General features: G+C 69.2%; 12 protein-coding genes. 6 read left to right on the top strand and 6 right to left on the bottom strand.

Features of this window, described 5'->3' with window-relative positions; genetic code table 11:
• Positions 1–57 precede the first annotated feature (57 nt).
• Complete coding sequence (locus ACQP06_RS29420; protein ID WP_433667918.1) at positions 58–1,131, top strand: hypothetical protein; 1,074 nt, start codon at positions 58–60, stop codon at positions 1,129–1,131.
• Positions 1,132–1,190: 59 nt separating this feature from the next.
• Here ACQP06_RS29420 and ACQP06_RS29415 read toward each other — a convergent pair whose 3' ends face one another.
• Positions 1,191–1,718: a hypothetical protein gene (locus ACQP06_RS29415; protein WP_433667917.1), complete on the bottom strand. Its 528-nt coding sequence runs from the start codon at positions 1,716–1,718 to the stop codon at positions 1,191–1,193.
• A 303-nt stretch (positions 1,719–2,021) separates the two neighbouring features.
• Here ACQP06_RS29415 and ACQP06_RS29410 point away from each other — a divergent pair, with 303 nt between their 5' ends.
• Positions 2,022–2,270, top strand: a complete 249-nt coding sequence (locus tag ACQP06_RS29410) for a hypothetical protein (RefSeq protein WP_379279343.1) — start codon at positions 2,022–2,024, stop codon at positions 2,268–2,270.
• 11 nt (positions 2,271–2,281) lie between these two features.
• Here ACQP06_RS29410 and ACQP06_RS29405 read toward each other — a convergent pair whose 3' ends face one another.
• The 4 genes from ACQP06_RS29405 to ACQP06_RS29390 form a co-directional block, all read right to left on the bottom strand.
• Positions 2,282–3,208: a hydroxymethylglutaryl-CoA lyase gene (locus ACQP06_RS29405; RefSeq protein ID WP_433667916.1), complete on the bottom strand. Its 927-nt coding sequence runs from the start codon at positions 3,206–3,208 to the stop codon at positions 2,282–2,284.
• Positions 3,205–4,416 carry a CaiB/BaiF CoA transferase family protein gene (locus ACQP06_RS29400; protein ID WP_433667915.1) on the bottom strand — a complete coding sequence of 404 codons (1,212 nt, stop codon included), beginning with the start codon at positions 4,414–4,416 and terminating at the stop codon, positions 3,205–3,207. The genes ACQP06_RS29405 and ACQP06_RS29400 overlap by 4 nt, the downstream gene beginning before the upstream one ends.
• Positions 4,417–4,679: 263 nt before the next feature.
• Entirely contained in the window at positions 4,680–5,630 is a 951-nt protein-coding gene (locus tag ACQP06_RS29395) for a TauD/TfdA dioxygenase family protein (RefSeq protein WP_433667914.1), read from the bottom strand.
• Between the two features lie 126 nt (positions 5,631–5,756).
• Positions 5,757–6,527 carry a deoxyribonuclease IV gene (locus tag ACQP06_RS29390; protein WP_433667913.1) on the bottom strand — a complete coding sequence of 257 codons (771 nt, stop codon included), beginning with the start codon at positions 6,525–6,527 and terminating at the stop codon, positions 5,757–5,759.
• Positions 6,528–6,847: 320 nt separating this feature from the next.
• Here ACQP06_RS29390 and ACQP06_RS29385 point away from each other — a divergent pair, with 320 nt between their 5' ends.
• The 4 genes from ACQP06_RS29385 to ACQP06_RS29370 all read left to right on the top strand — a co-directional run bounded on the left by ACQP06_RS29385 (position 6,848) and on the right by ACQP06_RS29370 (position 14,017).
• Positions 6,848–8,749, top strand: coding sequence for a serine/threonine protein kinase (locus ACQP06_RS29385; RefSeq protein WP_433667912.1), 1,902 nt, complete (start codon positions 6,848–6,850; stop codon positions 8,747–8,749).
• A gap of 99 nt (positions 8,750–8,848) precedes the next feature.
• Positions 8,849–10,597 (top strand): serine/threonine-protein kinase, encoded by a 1,749-nt coding sequence (locus ACQP06_RS29380; protein WP_433667911.1) that lies wholly within the window; start codon positions 8,849–8,851, stop codon positions 10,595–10,597.
• Between the two features lie 97 nt (positions 10,598–10,694).
• Positions 10,695–11,486 carry an ABC transporter ATP-binding protein gene (locus tag ACQP06_RS29375; protein ID WP_433667909.1) on the top strand — a complete coding sequence of 264 codons (792 nt, stop codon included), beginning with the start codon at positions 10,695–10,697 and terminating at the stop codon, positions 11,484–11,486.
• Positions 11,486–14,017, top strand: coding sequence for an ABC transporter permease (locus ACQP06_RS29370; protein ID WP_433667908.1), 2,532 nt, complete (start codon positions 11,486–11,488; stop codon positions 14,015–14,017). The genes ACQP06_RS29375 and ACQP06_RS29370 overlap by 1 nt, the downstream gene beginning before the upstream one ends.
• Positions 14,018–14,173: 156 nt before the next feature.
• Here the strand turns inward: ACQP06_RS29370 and chrA are convergent, their stop codons facing one another.
• Positions 14,174–15,355, bottom strand: coding sequence for a chromate efflux transporter (gene chrA, locus ACQP06_RS29365; protein WP_433667907.1), 1,182 nt, complete (start codon positions 15,353–15,355; stop codon positions 14,174–14,176).
• Positions 15,356–15,416: the final 61 nt, after the last annotated feature.

Below are 15,416 nucleotides of genomic sequence, written 5' to 3'. Positions count from 1 at the left end.
GGTGCGAAGCTGAAATTCCGGTGTCGGCAATCGGATTGGCGGGCGTAGGGTCGGAGCATGGGAGGAGACGCCGTACGGCTGGACGGGAACACCCTGGTGTTGCCCGGTGAGGTGGGGGTGCGGTTCATCCGCACGCTGAGACTGCCCGAGCAGGGGACGCATCCGCTGCCGCCCGGGCTCGGCGAGTTCCCGGTGCGGCGGGTGGCGGACTACGCCGCCTCGGTGCCGCCGGAATGGGCCGAACGCGGTGGCGTCATGCTGCCCATGTATCTGCGCGAGGCCATGTGGCTGTCGTTCTCCGCGAAGGAGCCCGCGGCGCTGCAGATCGGCGTGGGCAAGGTGTGCGCGGTGTCGGGGAAGCCGTGGAGCGCCCGGCTCGATCGAGATCCGCAGAACTACGTGGTGCTGCCCCGGCAGCCGTGGCTGGACGGCATCAATTCCGGGAAGGGCACCATCCGGCAATTCGTCGCGGTGCCACTGGGATTGGGCGCGACCGTGGAGGGGCAGGTCACCGGGGAGGAGACCTGGGGCGGGATTCAACTCCAGAACTTCGCGCTCAACGATCTCGAGCTCGCGCGCTGGCGCAAGGCCGAGGAGGAGCGCCGCGAGCGGGCGTCCCGCCGGCGTTACCGCAAGTCGGGTTCCGCCTTCCTGGCGGGAGCCCCCGGCGCCCTGCCGCCGCCGGCCGCGGCTCCGGCCTACGGCGCGCCGCCGGCCCCGGGTGGTCATCCGGCCGGGGCGCCGCGCGCCACCGCCATGGGACTGGGCGTCGGCGGCACCATGCGGCAGCAGATCTACAAAGACGAACGGCCCCTGGCGGATTGGTCCACCGAGCGCTCGGGCCGCGTCTTCGTGCACCTGGTGACCCCGCCCGACTGGCGGCGCATCACCGGCGAGGCCGCGCCTCCGTCACCGGTCGATCGCGCGGCGTACACCGCCGCGGGCCTACCCTGGTTCGACTACTTCGATTCGGACGCAACCGATCTCGCGCCTGCCGACCCGCTCGCGAATGTGGTCCCGGTCGGTGACTGGCTGGGCGACGACCACGAACCCTGGCATCCGCCAACTCCTGGTCAGGTGTATCAGTTGGGCGACAAGCAGGGTAAGCCCGTCGAGGACGGCGACTGGTAGACGCCGGTCGTCCTGGGCGTGCCGAATGTCGGAGGCGCGCTGGTCGTCCGAGATGTCCGCTAGTTGTCGGAGGTGTCCGAAGCCGCGTGGTCCGTGGGCGAGACGCTCGCGGGCTGCGTGGTCTCGGGGCGGGTGGTGACCGGCGCCTCGGTGGTGGTGCGCGGGGATTCCGTTGTGGGCCGACTGGATTCGGTCGTCACCGGCCGGGTGGTGGTGGTCGGGCGGGCCGGGGTCGAGCGGGTATTGCTCGGGTCGGCCGGATCCTCCGGGGTGCCGGTGACGGTGGAGATGGGAGCGCGCCGCGACGGCTGGTCAGCGGCTACCCGCCAGGTCGGGGACGGCGGGATGACGATGGCCGGGGTGGCGGAGGCGCCGCTCTTGGCCGAAGTCACCGGGGCCGCTTGCAGATCCGCGTTGATCGGCGGCGGCGCGACATAGGTGTCGGTGTGGCCGAGGCCGCACGCGCCGAGCAGGATGAGACCCGCCGAGACCGTGCCGACCGCGGCCGCGGCGTACACCACGGGCTTGGGCAGGCGACGCCACGGGGTGACCGCGTGGTCGTCCGCGCGGGCGTTGCTGCCGTCCATGGGTGGCACTCCTGATTCGTATCGAGTGGGCTCACCCTAACGGAGCCGATGGGCATCGGCCAGGCGGGTGGTCGGTTCGATCCGAGGACCCGCGCGGGGCATTTTCGGGGCCTCGAAAATATCTCAAACAGCAGTGATTCAAATATCGAATTAGTAAACTCGGCGCGTTTTGCATACGTGTCGTATGGACTTTCCGTTGCCGGGCCGTAATGTGTGTCCAAAGTTACACAAGAGACGCTCGAAATTAGCCGAGGGGCGCGCCGAAGATTCGCGAACCCGGCGGGCGTCACCGAGGAGTGGATGATGGGTGCATTCTCGACATCTCCGCTGCGCGCGTCGGCGCGCTCCGGAGAGCCTGCCGCCCCTCCGACGCCGCGGGTGCCGGCACTCCTGGCCCGTATCGCCGCCTGGGTGTTCTTTCTCGGCGGTCTCACCGGCGCGATTCTCGGTATTGCCGGACTGCGGGTGGAGATCACCGTCGCGGGTTTGATCCTGGCCTGTACCGCGGGTCTGATTCTGCTCAAGATTCGCGCCGACGCGCACGATAGCTAATTTCTAGCGAATCAATTCCGGCTGGTAATTGTCCACTCGAATGCCGTGGCTTCCGAGTTCGCGCCTTCGATGGTCCGGGATCGATTCGGTTCGCCGAGTTCTTTCAGCAAATCCTCGGAAATATGCACCAAGTCCGACAATACGGACGGCGTGAACCATTCCGGCCGGGTCGCGAACAACAGATCCTCGCTCGAGGTGTTCCCGGAGGCGCCCGGTGCGAATGGGCAGCCGCCCAGCCCGCCCAGCGAACCGTCCACCACGTCCGCGCCCGCGGCCAGCGCCGCCAGCGAATTGGCCACCCCCATGCCCCAGGTGTCGTGCCCGTGGAAGACGATGCGGTGCTCCGGAGTTCCCCAGCGCCCGGTCGCGGCCACCGAAGCCACCAGTGCGCCAACCTGACCCGGATGTGCTTGCCCGAGGGTATCGGCGATCACGATGTCCGAGGCGCCCTCCGCGCGCGGATCGGCCGCGATGGCCAGCACCCGCGCCGGATCCACCGGCCCGTCGAACGGGCAGGTGAAAGCCGTTGCCAGACAGAGCTGGATGCGCCCGCCCGCCTCGTGCGCGTACCGCACCGCCTCCGGCATGGCGGCCAGGCTGTCCTCGGTGGTGCGGCCGATATTGGCCTTGTTGTGCGCGTCCGACACCGAGAAGCAGTACTGGAAGTTGCGCACCCCGGCCTCGGCGGCCTTGGCCACGTGCCGCGGCGTGGCCACCCACACCCAGCAGCGTTCCAGCTCCTCGGGTGTCAGCCGCTCGACCAGTTCGAGGGTATTGGCCATGGGCGGCACCAGATCCGGGCGCGCCATGGAACCGATCTCCAGCTCCGGCACGCCCGCGGCCAGCAGCTGCCGGGCGATCTGGACCTTGCGTTCGGTGGGCAGCACCTTCCCGGTGAGCTGCAGGCCGTCGCGCAGCGTGACATCGCGCAGGGTCATGACTTCGCCTCCAGGGCATCGATCTCGGCGTCGGTCAGGCCGAGCAGCTCGGACAGCACCTCGCGGGTGTGCTCGCCGAGGTCCGGGCCGACATTGCGGATGGGCAGCGATTGCCCGCCGATCACGGGGACGATGCCGGGGAAACCGACTTCCTTGGGCTCCGGCTCGCCCACGTCCACCGGGAAGGGCTGGATCATATTGCGCGCCTTGTACTGCTCGTCGGTGACGATGTCGGCGGCGGTGTAGATGGGCCCGCACGGGATGGCGGCCGCCTCCAGCACCTTCAGCGCTTCCTCGCGGGTGCGCAGACGCGTCCATTCGGCGATCGAGGCGTCCAGCCGATCGCGGTTGCGCCAGCGTCCCGCGTTGTCCTGCAACTCGGGGTCGGCGGCCAGATCGGGGCGGTCGATGACCTGCATGTAGCGCTGGAAGATGGCATCGCCGTTACCGCCGATGATGATGCTGTAGCCATCGCTGGTCGGATAGGCGTTGCTGGGCGCGATGCCCTCCATCCGCCCGCCGACCCGCTCGCGATTGATGCCGTAGGCCAGGTAGTCGGGCACCAGCGATTCCATCACCGAGAGGATGGACTCGTTCAGCGCCACGTCGATGATGCGCTGCTCCAACGGAACCCGCTGCACCCGTTCCCGCTGGAACAGGGCCATGACGGTGCCGAAGGCGGCGTAGATGCCGGCGATGGAATCGCCGATCGATACGCCGACCCGCACCGGCGGCCGATCCGGATCGCCCACGAGTTCGCGCAGCCCGCCGACCGCCTCGGCCACCGCCGCGAAGCCCGGCCGCTGTGACAGCGGCCCGGTCTGCCCGTAGGCGGAGATCCGCGTGATGACCAGATCCGGATTCGCCGCGTTCAGCGCCTCGGGCCCGAGTCCCCACTTCTCGAGCATCCCCGGCCGGAAGTTCTCCAGCAGCACATCGCACTGCTTGATCAGGTCGAGCACGATCCCGCGCCCGGCCTCGGTGCGCAGATCCAGCGTGATCGACTTCTTGTTCCGGTTGACCGTCCGGTACAGCATCGAGGTATCGCCGCCGTACAGCCGCCAATTCCGCAGCTCGTCACCGGTTTCCGGCCGCTCGACCTTGATCACCTCGGCCCCGAAGTCCCCGAGTATCCGCCCCGCGGTCGGCGCGGCCACATAGTTACCCAACTCCAGAACCCGAACGCCGTCGAGCGGCCGAATCTCCATGCCCACAGTCTGCCCGATGGGGTTCGAGCGAATCCGGCGAAGTCGATGGGAACGACGAGCGACGAGCGAGCAGGCAAACGACAAAGGCCGGCGCGACGGCGTTGGTGAGGTTGGTGTCGTCGCACCGGCCTGGCAGTGGGGCGCGGGGTGTACGTGTGGCACGCGCCCCACTGCATCGAGTCGTGTCGGTCCGCGAAATCGGGCGGTCACGGGTGAGTGGCAGCACCCGGCAGGGCCCGAATCACGGTGCTTCGCGCCGGGTTTCAGGCGGCGCGGGGTGTGACCTCCTCGATGATCGAGTAGTGGTCGGCGTTTCCGGTGATGATGGTGCTGGGGTCGCCGTGCACGTCCACCGGGACGTCGCCCGCCAGGGTGATGCGGGTGAGGCGGCGGGGCTGGCCGTCGTAGTCGTCGATGGCGTAGTGCTGGGTGGCGCGGTTGTCCCAGATCGCGACATCGCCGAGCTGCCAGTTCCAGCGGGTGGTGTTCTCCAGGCGGGTGACGCGGTTCTGGAGGAGCTGGAACAGGGCCTGGGATTCGGCGGTGGAGAAACCGACGAAGTTCTTCACGAAGTGGCCGAGCAGCAGGGCGCGTTCGCCGGTCACCGGGTGCACGCGCACCACCGGGTGCTCGGTCTCGTAGTAGCTGGACTCGAATTCCTCGCGGTAGGCCTTGATATTGGCGGTCACCTCCGCGTTCTCGCCACGCGCCACCTCGGTCCGGTCGGCGGCGTAGTCGTAGGCGTTGGTGTGCCGGGCCCGCAGGTTCTCGACGAACACCTTGAGCGGCGCTGGCAGCGAGTCGTAGGCGGCCACGGTGGAGGCCCAGGTGGTGGAGCCGCCGTAGGACGGCAGGTGCACCGCGCGCAGGATGGACGCCTTCGGCACCCGGTCCACGAAGGTGACATCGGTGTGCCAGCTGTTGGCGCGGCCGTACTCGGAGTCGATGGGCAGGGTCTTGACGCCCTTGGAGGTGACGGTCGGGTGCGGGGTGGTGGGCGCGCCCAGCAGCTGCGCGAACTCGTACTGCCCGTCCTCGGTCAGATGCTCCTGGCCGCGGAAGAAGATCACCTTGTGCTTGTGCAGCGCGTCCTGGATGGCCTGCACGGTCACCGAATCCACGTCGCCGCTGAGCCGGACGCCGTCGATGCGCGCACCGATCCTGCTGCCCAACTGCACGACCGTGGGGGTGGAAGTTGCGTAATCGACGGACATGCCATGCCTTTCGCCCGATGGAGTCCGGCCCGGATTCGAGCCATGATCAGGACACCATCGGGTGCGCCGCCGAAACAGGTTCAGGATCAGCGGGATCGAAAGGACGGCGGCGGGCGCCGCGGGCGCTCAGCCCAGGTGTTCGCGCAGATACTTCAGATCGTCGGCCACGCCCTCGGCGGGGGTTTCCAGGATCACCGGCGCGCCCGCGGTGCGGCACACCTCCGCCAGCAACTGCGGATCGATGGTGCCGTCGGCGAAATTGGCGTGCCGGTCCGCGCCCGAGTCGAAGGCGTCGCGCGAGGAGTTCAGGTGCACCAGGTCGATGCGCCCGGTGATGGCCTTGATCCGTTCCACGATCCCGACCAGTTCCTCACCGCCCGCCCAGGCGTGGCAGGTGTCCAGGCAGAACCCGGCCCCGTACTCGCCGACCGCGTCCCACAGCCGCCCGATATCGTCGAAATACCGTGCCATGGCGTGATTCCCGCCGGCCGTGTTCTCGATCAGGATCGGCACCGCGAACCCGCCCTTGTCGGCCTGGCGTTCGAACAGTTTGCGCCAGTTGACGAATCCCTCCGCCATCTCCTCGTCGGAGCGGACGTGCCCGCCGTGCACCACCAGGCCGAACGCTCCCAGGTCGGCGGCGGCCTTGGCCTGCTGCGCGACCGCGTTGCGCGAGGGCATGCGCAGCCGATTGTTCAGGCTGGCCACATTGATCTGATACGACGAGTGCACCACCACGTCGATGTCGCTGGCCTTGATCTGCTCGGTCAGCGGGTGCGGTTTGGGTTTGTCCCAGCTCTGCGGATCCACCACGAACATCTGGATGACATCGGCCCCGAGCTGCTCGCCGAAGCCGATCGGGTCGCTGTCCGTCCGGACGTGAGCTCCAATGCGCATATGCCCAGCGTATCCCCGACCCCCGACAGCTCAGGGCGGGTCCGACCGGGACGACAAGCAAACGTTGAGTGTTGCGTTAGCGAGTCGTGCGTAGATAGTTCGGTAGGAATTCCGAAGCCCGGCCGATCAGAGGAGGTGAATACCGTTGCAGGCGAACGCTGCAGGTTCGCGCGGCGCGCCCGGCCCGGCGCGAGGCGCGGGTCGGATCGGCTACAGTTTCGGTGTTTTCCGGATCGGCCCGTTAACGATCACGCCGATCGTCTGTGGTACTCCGCACGCTGGTGGGTCCCGGCGCGTGGAGTGGGAAGTGGGAGATCGTCATGCTGTCCGAAGGTGACGTTTTTGCTGAGTATGTCATCGAGCGGCAGCTCGGCCGGGGTGGCATGGGGTCGGTGTACCTGGCCAAACACCCGCGGCTGCCCCGGCTGACGGCGCTCAAGCTGCTGAATCGGGAGATGGTCTTCGACAAGGAGGTCCGAGCCCGCTTCGAACGCGAGGCCGATCTGGTCGCCCAGCTGGACCACCACAATATCGTCACCGTCTATGACCGCGGGATGGAAGACGGCCAGCTGTGGATCTCCATGCAGTACATCGACGGCATCGACGCCGCCAGCGTGAATCCGCAGACCCTGCCGCCCGAGCGGGCCGTGCAGATCGTCGCCGAGATGGCCGACGCCCTGGACTACGCGCACCGCAACGAGGTGCTGCACCGGGACGTGAAGCCCGCCAATATCCTGCTGGCCCGCTCCACCGGCGGTAAGGGCGAGCGGGTGTACCTGACCGACTTCGGCATCGCCCGGCTGCGCGACGACAGCGGTCATCTCACCCAGACCGGGACGTTCACCGCGACCCTCGCCTACGCCTCGCCCGAACAGCTGACCGGGTCCGCGCTGGACGGCCGCTCCGACCAGTACTCGCTGGCGTGCACACTGTTCTGGCTGTTCACCGGGTCCGGGCCGTTCTCGGCCACCAACCCGGCCGCGGTCATCCAGGGGCACCTGCAGAATCCGCCGCCGCCGCTGAGCAGCGCGCGGGCCGGACTGCCGCCGAGCATGGACATGGTGATCGCCAAGGCCATGGCCAAGCGGCCCGAGGACCGCTTCGCCAGTTGCAGCGACTTCGCGGCCGCCGCGCGCAGTGCGCTCGCGAATCCGAGCGCGCCCGCCATCCCGCTGGTCAATCGGACCGCGCCGCCCATGCCGGTCATGCCCTACACCGGGGGACCGGCTCCGGTCGCGCCGCTGACCGGTGGCGGCATGCAGACCGGGATGCCCATGTACACCGGTGGCGCGATGCCGACCGGTGGGCCCATGCAGACCGGCAATCCGCTGACCGGCGGCGCACACCAGACGGGGATGCCGGTCACCGGCGGCCACATGCAGACCGCGCGCCCGCAGACCACGCCGCCCACCCCGGCCGTGCCGTATCCGGCTCCGACACAGGTCAATCCGGTCAATCCGGTCCCGCCCAAGCCGGTGACCGGCAGCTACACCGGCCATGGCGCCAACCAGTACACGCAGCCGCCGGCCTACGGCTACGCGGGCCCGGGCCAGCAGCAGCGGCCGCCGATCGCGCCGCTCGCCGGCCCGATGCCGCCCAAGAAGTCCAATGCCGGGCTCATCATCGGCATCGTGTCCGCGGCCGTGGTGCTGCTGATCGTCCTGGTCGTGGTGCTGGCGGCGATCGGCAGCAAGACGGGTGACGACAAGATGGGGTCGCCGACCATCTCGGCCACCACGTCGCCGGGCGCCGCGCCCAAGAGCGACAAGTCGATCGACTGGTCGGCCGCGGCCAAGGAGTTCCCGAAGCTGTTGCCCGCCACCAAGACCGGCGGCAAGGGCCTCAATGGCGCGACCTGCTGGGTGGCAGACTCCCCGGTCTCCTCCGACGCCACCGACGGCACCCCCGACTTCGGCGACTGGAAGGTGCAGTGGCGCTGCTACGGCGGCAGCGACAACAAGGACCCCTTCTACCGCATCTTCGCCTACTCCTCGTCGGCCGACGCGCAGTCGGTGGTGAAGGGCCTGACCGCCGACACCACCACCCAGGACACCAACGGCGGCAAGACCTACACCAACTACCAGATGACCGACGACAGCCACCCGCGCATGGTGACCGCCTTCACCGACCCGGGCCGCACCCAGTACCTCATGTACACCGACGGTCTGGTCGGCAGCATCGACGACGTCGTCAAGTGGTGGAAGAGCGCCCCCATCAACTGACCTGACCTGGGCAGTTCGAAACCCCTGTCCGAGCACGCTAGTGTCGCGCACGAACCCGCCGGAGCGAAGCGGAGGCAGTTGGATACAGGAAGGGTCTTTGTGCTGCGCAGCGGGGAAGTGTTCGCCGGGTACGAGATCGAACGCGAGCTCGGGCGCGGCGGGATGGGGGCGGTATTCCTCGCCCGGCATCCGCGCCTGCCTCGGCTGATCGCGCTCAAGCTGCTGGGCCGGGAGCTGTTCGGCGATGCGGAGATCCGGGGCCGGTTCGAGCGGGAGGGCGATCTGATCGCCCGGCTCGATCACCCGAACATCGTGCCGATCTACGACCGGGGCATCGACGACGCCCAGCCGTGGATCGCCATGCGGTATGTGGACGGACCGGACGCCTCCCAGCTGGAGGCGGCGAATCTGCCGCCGCGCGAGGCGATCCGGATCATCGCCGAGACCGCCCGGGCACTGGACTTCGCGCACAAGCGCGGGGTGCTGCACCGGGATGTCAAGCCCGCCAACATTCTGCTGGAGCGGGCCGACGGCGAGGAACGGGTCTTCCTCGCCGACTTCGGCATCGCGCGGCTGCGCGACGACGCGAGCAAGCTCACCCAGACCGGCTCGTTCACCGCGACACTGACCTACGCCTCGCCCGAACAGCTCTCGGGCCAGCCCCTCGATCCGCGGTCGGACCAGTATTCGCTGGCCTGCACCCTGTTCCGGCTGCTGACCGGGAACGTGCCGTTCGACGCCGAACATCCGGTCGGCATCATCCACGGTCACCTGAACCAGACGCCGCCGCCGGTGAGCGGGCTGCGGCCCGGCCTGCCCGCGGCCCTGGACGCGGTCCTGGCCCGGGCGCTCGCGAAACACCCTGAGGGACGGTTCGATTCGTGCGGCGAGTTCGCGGCCGCGGCGCAGGACGCGCTGGAGAATCCGGCGGGTGCGACGCAGTTCCTCGCGCCCGCGCCGTTCGGGCACGGTGGGCCGCCGAGACCTTCCGGCCCGGCTCCGACGGCGGTGCTGAACACCCCGGCGGGCGGCGATCCGAATTCCGTTCCGGGAGCGCGCCGGACGATGCAGTACACCGCGATGGCTCCGGTGACCACGCCGCCGCGTCCGCTGCCGCCGCCCCCACCCGCGCCCCGCAAGAAGCGTTCCAAGCTGCGCGGCTGCCTGATCGGCGGGGTCGCGATCGTGGTGCTGCCGCTGGTGGGCATCGCGGGCTGCCTGGCCGTGCTCGACCGGGCCGCCACCTCGAACACCCCCGCGACCACGACCGCCGCGCCCGCGCCGAGCACGGACGAGGCGCCCGCGCCGACCGAGGCGACCGAGCCCGCCGGAGTCCCCGAGCACGCGGGCGCGGACGCGCAGCTGCTGAGCCAGCGCTTCCCGCAGATGCTGCCGCCCGCCGACCCGTCCGCCGAGACCAATGCCGGCATCGGCTACCAGGGCGCGGCCTGCACGACCTACCAGCACTCCGCGCCGCCGCCGGACTCCGGTTCCGGGGACCCGGATCTGGGCAACTGGTCGGTGGCCTGGGACTGCGCGGGCGGTGTCGGTCATCCGGCGTACCGGTTCGTCATGTACTCCTCGACCGCCGAGCTGGAAGAGGCGCTGGCAGCGCTGCCCGGCTACACCCGCTCCGAGGTCAAGGTGCGCGGCGGGAAGTACACGAACTACCAGATCAGCGGCAGCGCGCTGCTGCGCCCGCGGCTGGTGACGGAGTTCCACGCCAAGGAGGGCAAGGAGGGTAAGGACGCCAAGGACGGCAAGCACGCCTTCCTCATGTACAGCACCGGCTTCCTCGCCACGGATGACCAGTTGCTGGACTGGTGGCGGTCAGCCCCCATCAATTGAGGCTCCGACCCGGTCGTTTGTGTGGACTTCGTGAGGACACGGCCATCAGGGACATCCCGGATGGCATCCGCCCGCGAAGCTCGACACACTGGACAGCATGACTTCGAACGTCTCGGAATCCGTCACTCTCGACACAGGCACCGACACGGCCGCGGCTCGCGCGACCGACCTGGTGAAGGTCTACGGCTCCGGCGATACACAGGTCCGCGCGCTCGCCGGGGTCACGGCCGAGTTCGCGAAGGGGGAGTTCACCGCGATCATGGGCCCTTCGGGCTCCGGAAAGTCGACGCTCATGCACTGCTTGGCCGGGCTCGACGCGGCCACCGCGGGCACGGTCCACATCGGTGACACCGATCTGACCCGGCTCTCGGACAAGCAGATGACGAACCTGCGCCGCGACCGGATCGGCTTCGTGTTCCAGGCGTTCAACCTGGTCCCCACCCTGACCGCGCTGGAGAACATCACGCTGCCGCTGGACATCGCGGGCCGCAAGCCCGACGAGGAGTGGCTCTCCACGGTGACCAAGCGGCTCGGCCTGAACGACCGCCTGACGCACCGGCCCGCCGAACTGTCCGGCGGCCAGCAGCAGCGTGTGGCCTGCGCCCGCGCGCTGGCCGGGAAGCCGGACATCATCTTCGGCGACGAGCCGACCGGCAACCTGGACTCGCACTCCTCCAGTGAGGTGCTGTCGATCCTGCGCGCCGCGGTCGACGAGTTCGGGCAGACCGTGGTCATCGTGACCCACGATCCGCGCGCGGCCTCGCACGCCGACCGGGTGGTGTTCCTCGCCGACGGGCAGATCGTGGACGAGCTGCGCGAGCCCACCGCGGATTCCATTCTGGACAAGATGAAGTCGCTGGAGACGACCGCCGGGGAGGACGAGCTCTGATGGCCGGCTCCCCGATGCGCAAGGTCGCCTTGCGCAATCTCGCCGCGCACAAGGTGCGGCTGGTGCTGACCCTGCTGTCGGTGGTGCTCGGCACCGCCTTCATCTCCGGGTCGTTCATCTTCACCGACACGCTGCAGAGCACCTTCGACGGCATCTTCGCCAATCAGGCCAAGGGCGTGGACGTTCGGGTGCAGCCCAAGGGGCAGCAGTCGCTGGGCGTGCCGGACGATGTGGTGACCAAGATTTCCCAGCTGGACGGGGTGCGGACCGTCGCGCCGAGCGTCAACGGGCCCGTGGTCCTGTTGAAGGACGGGCACGCCGTACAGACCGGTGGCGCACCGGCTTTCGGGCAGTCGTATCTGCCGCCGGAGAAGTCGGTGGCCGAGCCGGAGAAGTATGTCGACGGTGTTCCGCCCGCCAAGCCGGGTGAGATCTCCATCAACAACGGCGGCGCGGAGCGGGCCGGCTTGAAGGTCGGCGATCGCACCCAGGTGCTGGTGCCGTCCAAGGGCAATGTCGATGTGACCGTGTCCGGCATCTATGAGATCGACGGCTCCTCCAATACCGGTGGCTTCGTGCAGCTGCTGTTCGAGGACACCCAGGCGCGGCAGTTGTTCACCGACGGCAAGCACGTGGCGTGGGTGGACGTCGCGGCGGCGCCCGGTGTGAAGGCCGACGATCTGCGCGACGAGATCAAGGCGGCGCTGCCCGAGTACAAGGTGCAGAACGCCGACGAGGTGCGCGAGGACTTCAAGGCGCAGCTGGGCAACGCGCTGAAGTTCATCAACTACTTCCTGCTGGCGTTCGGGTCCATCGCGCTGCTGGTGGGCACGTTCATCATCTACAACACCTTCTCCATGCTGGTGGCGCAGCGACTGCGGGAGCTGGCGCTGCTGCGGGCGGTCGGCGCGAGCCGGCAGCAGATCGCGCGGTCGGTGGTGGGGGAGTCGCTGATCGTCGGATTGATCGGCAGCGCACTGGGTCTGGCCGCCGGCGTCGGGCTGGCGTTCGGATTGTCCGGACTGCTCAACGCGTTCAAGCTGGGGCTGCCCACCGGGACCATGTCGCTGGAGACGCGGACCGTGGTGGTGGCGATCGTGGTCGGCACCGTCGTGACCGTGCTCAGCGCGTACGCCCCGGCGCGGCGGGCGGCCAAGGTGCCGCCGGTGGAGGCCATGCGGTCGGAGTCCAATTCGTCCGGAGAGTCGTTGCGGCTGCGGACCATTGTCGGCGCGGTGCTGGCGGTGGCCGGTGTGGTGCTGGTGGTGCTCGGCGCGCGCGGTACCGGCGGGACGGCCGCCTCGGTGGTCGGGATCGGCGCGGCCGCACTGATTCTCGCGGTGCTGTTCGCCTCGCCCGCCCTGTCGCGGCCGGTGGTGTCGGCGCTCGGGGTGCTGACCCGGCCGTTCGGCCCGGTCGGACGGATGGCGCGCAACAACGCGATTCGCAATCCGCGGCGCACCGCGGCGACCGCGTTCGCATTGACGCTGGGCCTGATGCTGGTGTCGGCCATCGGCATGCTGGGGTCCTCGGCCAAGGCCAGCATCAGCGAACTGGTCGACCACGGCGTGAAGGCCGACTACATGCTGGCGGGCCCGCCCGGCGGCCTGATCGGCGTCCCGCTCGCCGCCACCGCCACCGTCGCCCAGGTGCCGCAGGTCAAGGATGTGGTGGCCTTCCACGGGGTGGCGTTGAAGGTCGACGGCAAGCAGGTGCTGGGCACCGCGCCCGAGGGGCAGATGACCAAGGTGCTCGACTACACCATGCGCGAAGGCACCGACCAGCTCGGCGCGGACGACATCATGGTCTCGGAAACCTATGCGGCCGACCACGGTTGGCATCTCGGCGACAGCGTCGACATCACCAGCCTGGACTACCGCAAGTTCCCGGTCACCGTGGCGGGCATCTACAAGGACACACAGCTGCTGCAGAACCTGGTGACCTCCATGTCCCTGTACGACCGGACCGTGCCGGTCAGCTATCAGAGCAGCTTCCTGGTCCTGGTCGCCGCCCAGCCGGGCGCGGACCTGCCGGCCATGCGCGCCAACCTGGAGAAGGCCACCGAGCAGTATGTGATCGTCCAGGTCCAGGACCGCGAGGACTTCAAGGGCGCGCAGGGCAAGCAGATCGACACCCTGCTGGCCATCCTCTACGGCCTGCTGGCCCTGGCGGTGGTGATCGCCATCCTCGGCATCGTCAACACGCTGGCCCTGTCGGTCGTGGAACGCCGCCGCGAGATCGGCATGCTCCGCGCGGTCGGCATGCAACGCCCACAGGTGCGCCGCAGCATCTACCTGGAATCCATGCTGATCGCCATCTTCGGCGCGGTGGTCGGCGTCATCCTCGGCATCGGTCTCGGCATCGGATTCCTCAGCACCCTAAAGGATCTCGGCATCGCGACCATCGCCGTCCCCTGGGGTCAGATCATCCTGATGCTCCTGGCTTCCGGTTTCGTCGGTGTGCTGGCCGCCCTGTGGCCCGCCATCCGAGCCGCTCGCACACCCCCGCTGGCCGCCATCGCCGACCTGTGACCTGCTCCGTACCCCAGGCCGTCGGTTCCTTCGCCCATGAAAGCGGGGGCCTTCGGAAACGGCAGTGTTTCACTAACGTGACTGGCCTGGGGGACGAGAGCCCGGGGTAGGGAGAAAGGGCCGACGCGGAATCCGCGTCGGCCCTTTGCTTTGCGGTCAGCTGATCGGGAGGCCCACCGCGGCGGCGCCGATTCCGATGGCGGCGGCGGCGAGGAGGGTGGTGACCACGCCACGGCGGGCGGCCAGCAGGAAGACCGCGGCCGCGGCCAGGACGGCGAACTGCCAGGCGTGCTGGAGCGCCAGGGCGAGGGGAATGGCGGAGCCCAGGATGGCGCCGATGACGGCCGGGCCCGCGCCCGCGAGAAAGGCCAGGACTCGGGGGTTTTCGCGGAGCTGGTCGAAGCGGGGGCCGCCGAAGACGACGAACAGGAACGACGGGGTGAAGGCCACCAGGGCGGCGAGCAGGCCGCCGGGGATGCCCGCGGCGGCGTAGCCGACCACCGCGACCGTCTGCACGACCGGACCCGGCGTGATCTGGCCCAGGGCAACGGCATTGAGGAATTGGGCGTCGGTCATCCAGTGGTAGTGGGTGACCGCGTCGGACTGCATGAGCGGAATGATGACGAAACCGCCGCCGTAGGAGAGGGCTCCGACCTTGAAGGCGACCCAGCTCACCGCCGCCAGACCGCCGAGGGTGGGCAGGGTGAACGCCAACGGCAGCGGTGCCGCCGACGAGGTCGATCGGCCCGGAATACCGGTGCGGACAACGACTTCCAGGAGACCCGCGGCGACGAGGACGAGCACCAGCCACGGACCGATCAAGGCCGCGGCGAGCGCGCCCACCACCAGATAGGCGATCCAGCGCAGTCGGGACGCCCGCTCCGTTCCGGCACGCTGCCAGCTGGCGGGCGCCAACCCGACTCCGGCATGGACGGCCACCGCCGCCACGGCCGCGCCCGCACCGGCCGCCGCGCCGAGCGCCCAGCGCGGCACGCCCCCGGCGAGGAAGAACGCCGCCAACGCCAGAATGACCACGAGACCGGGCACGATGAAGCACGCCCCGCCCACCAGCGCCCCGGCCGTCCCCCGCAACCGCCAGGCCGAGAAGATGGCCAGCTGTGTGGACGCCGGGCCCGGCAGCAGATTCGTCGCCGCGATCGCGTCCTCGAACTCGTTGGGCGCGATCCACTTCCGCTCCTCGACGCACAACCGCCGCAGCAGCGCTATGTGGGTGGGCGGCCCGCCGAATCCGATGCACCCGATCCGCCCCCACTCGCGGGCGATCGTGCTGAGGCGAACCTCGACCGCGTGATCGCCCCGCCCGGCCCCGCCATCCACGCCCGCAACCCTCGCTTCATCGTCCTGACCAGCACCGAAACCGCAGTACAGGCAGACGATA

It is taken from the genome of Nocardia sp. CA-136227 (assembly GCF_050955695.1).
Taxonomy (GTDB): domain Bacteria; phylum Actinomycetota; class Actinomycetes; order Mycobacteriales; family Mycobacteriaceae; genus Nocardia.
The sequence above is the reverse complement of the archived record's forward strand: the minus strand, read 5'-3'. Positions and strand labels throughout refer to the sequence as shown.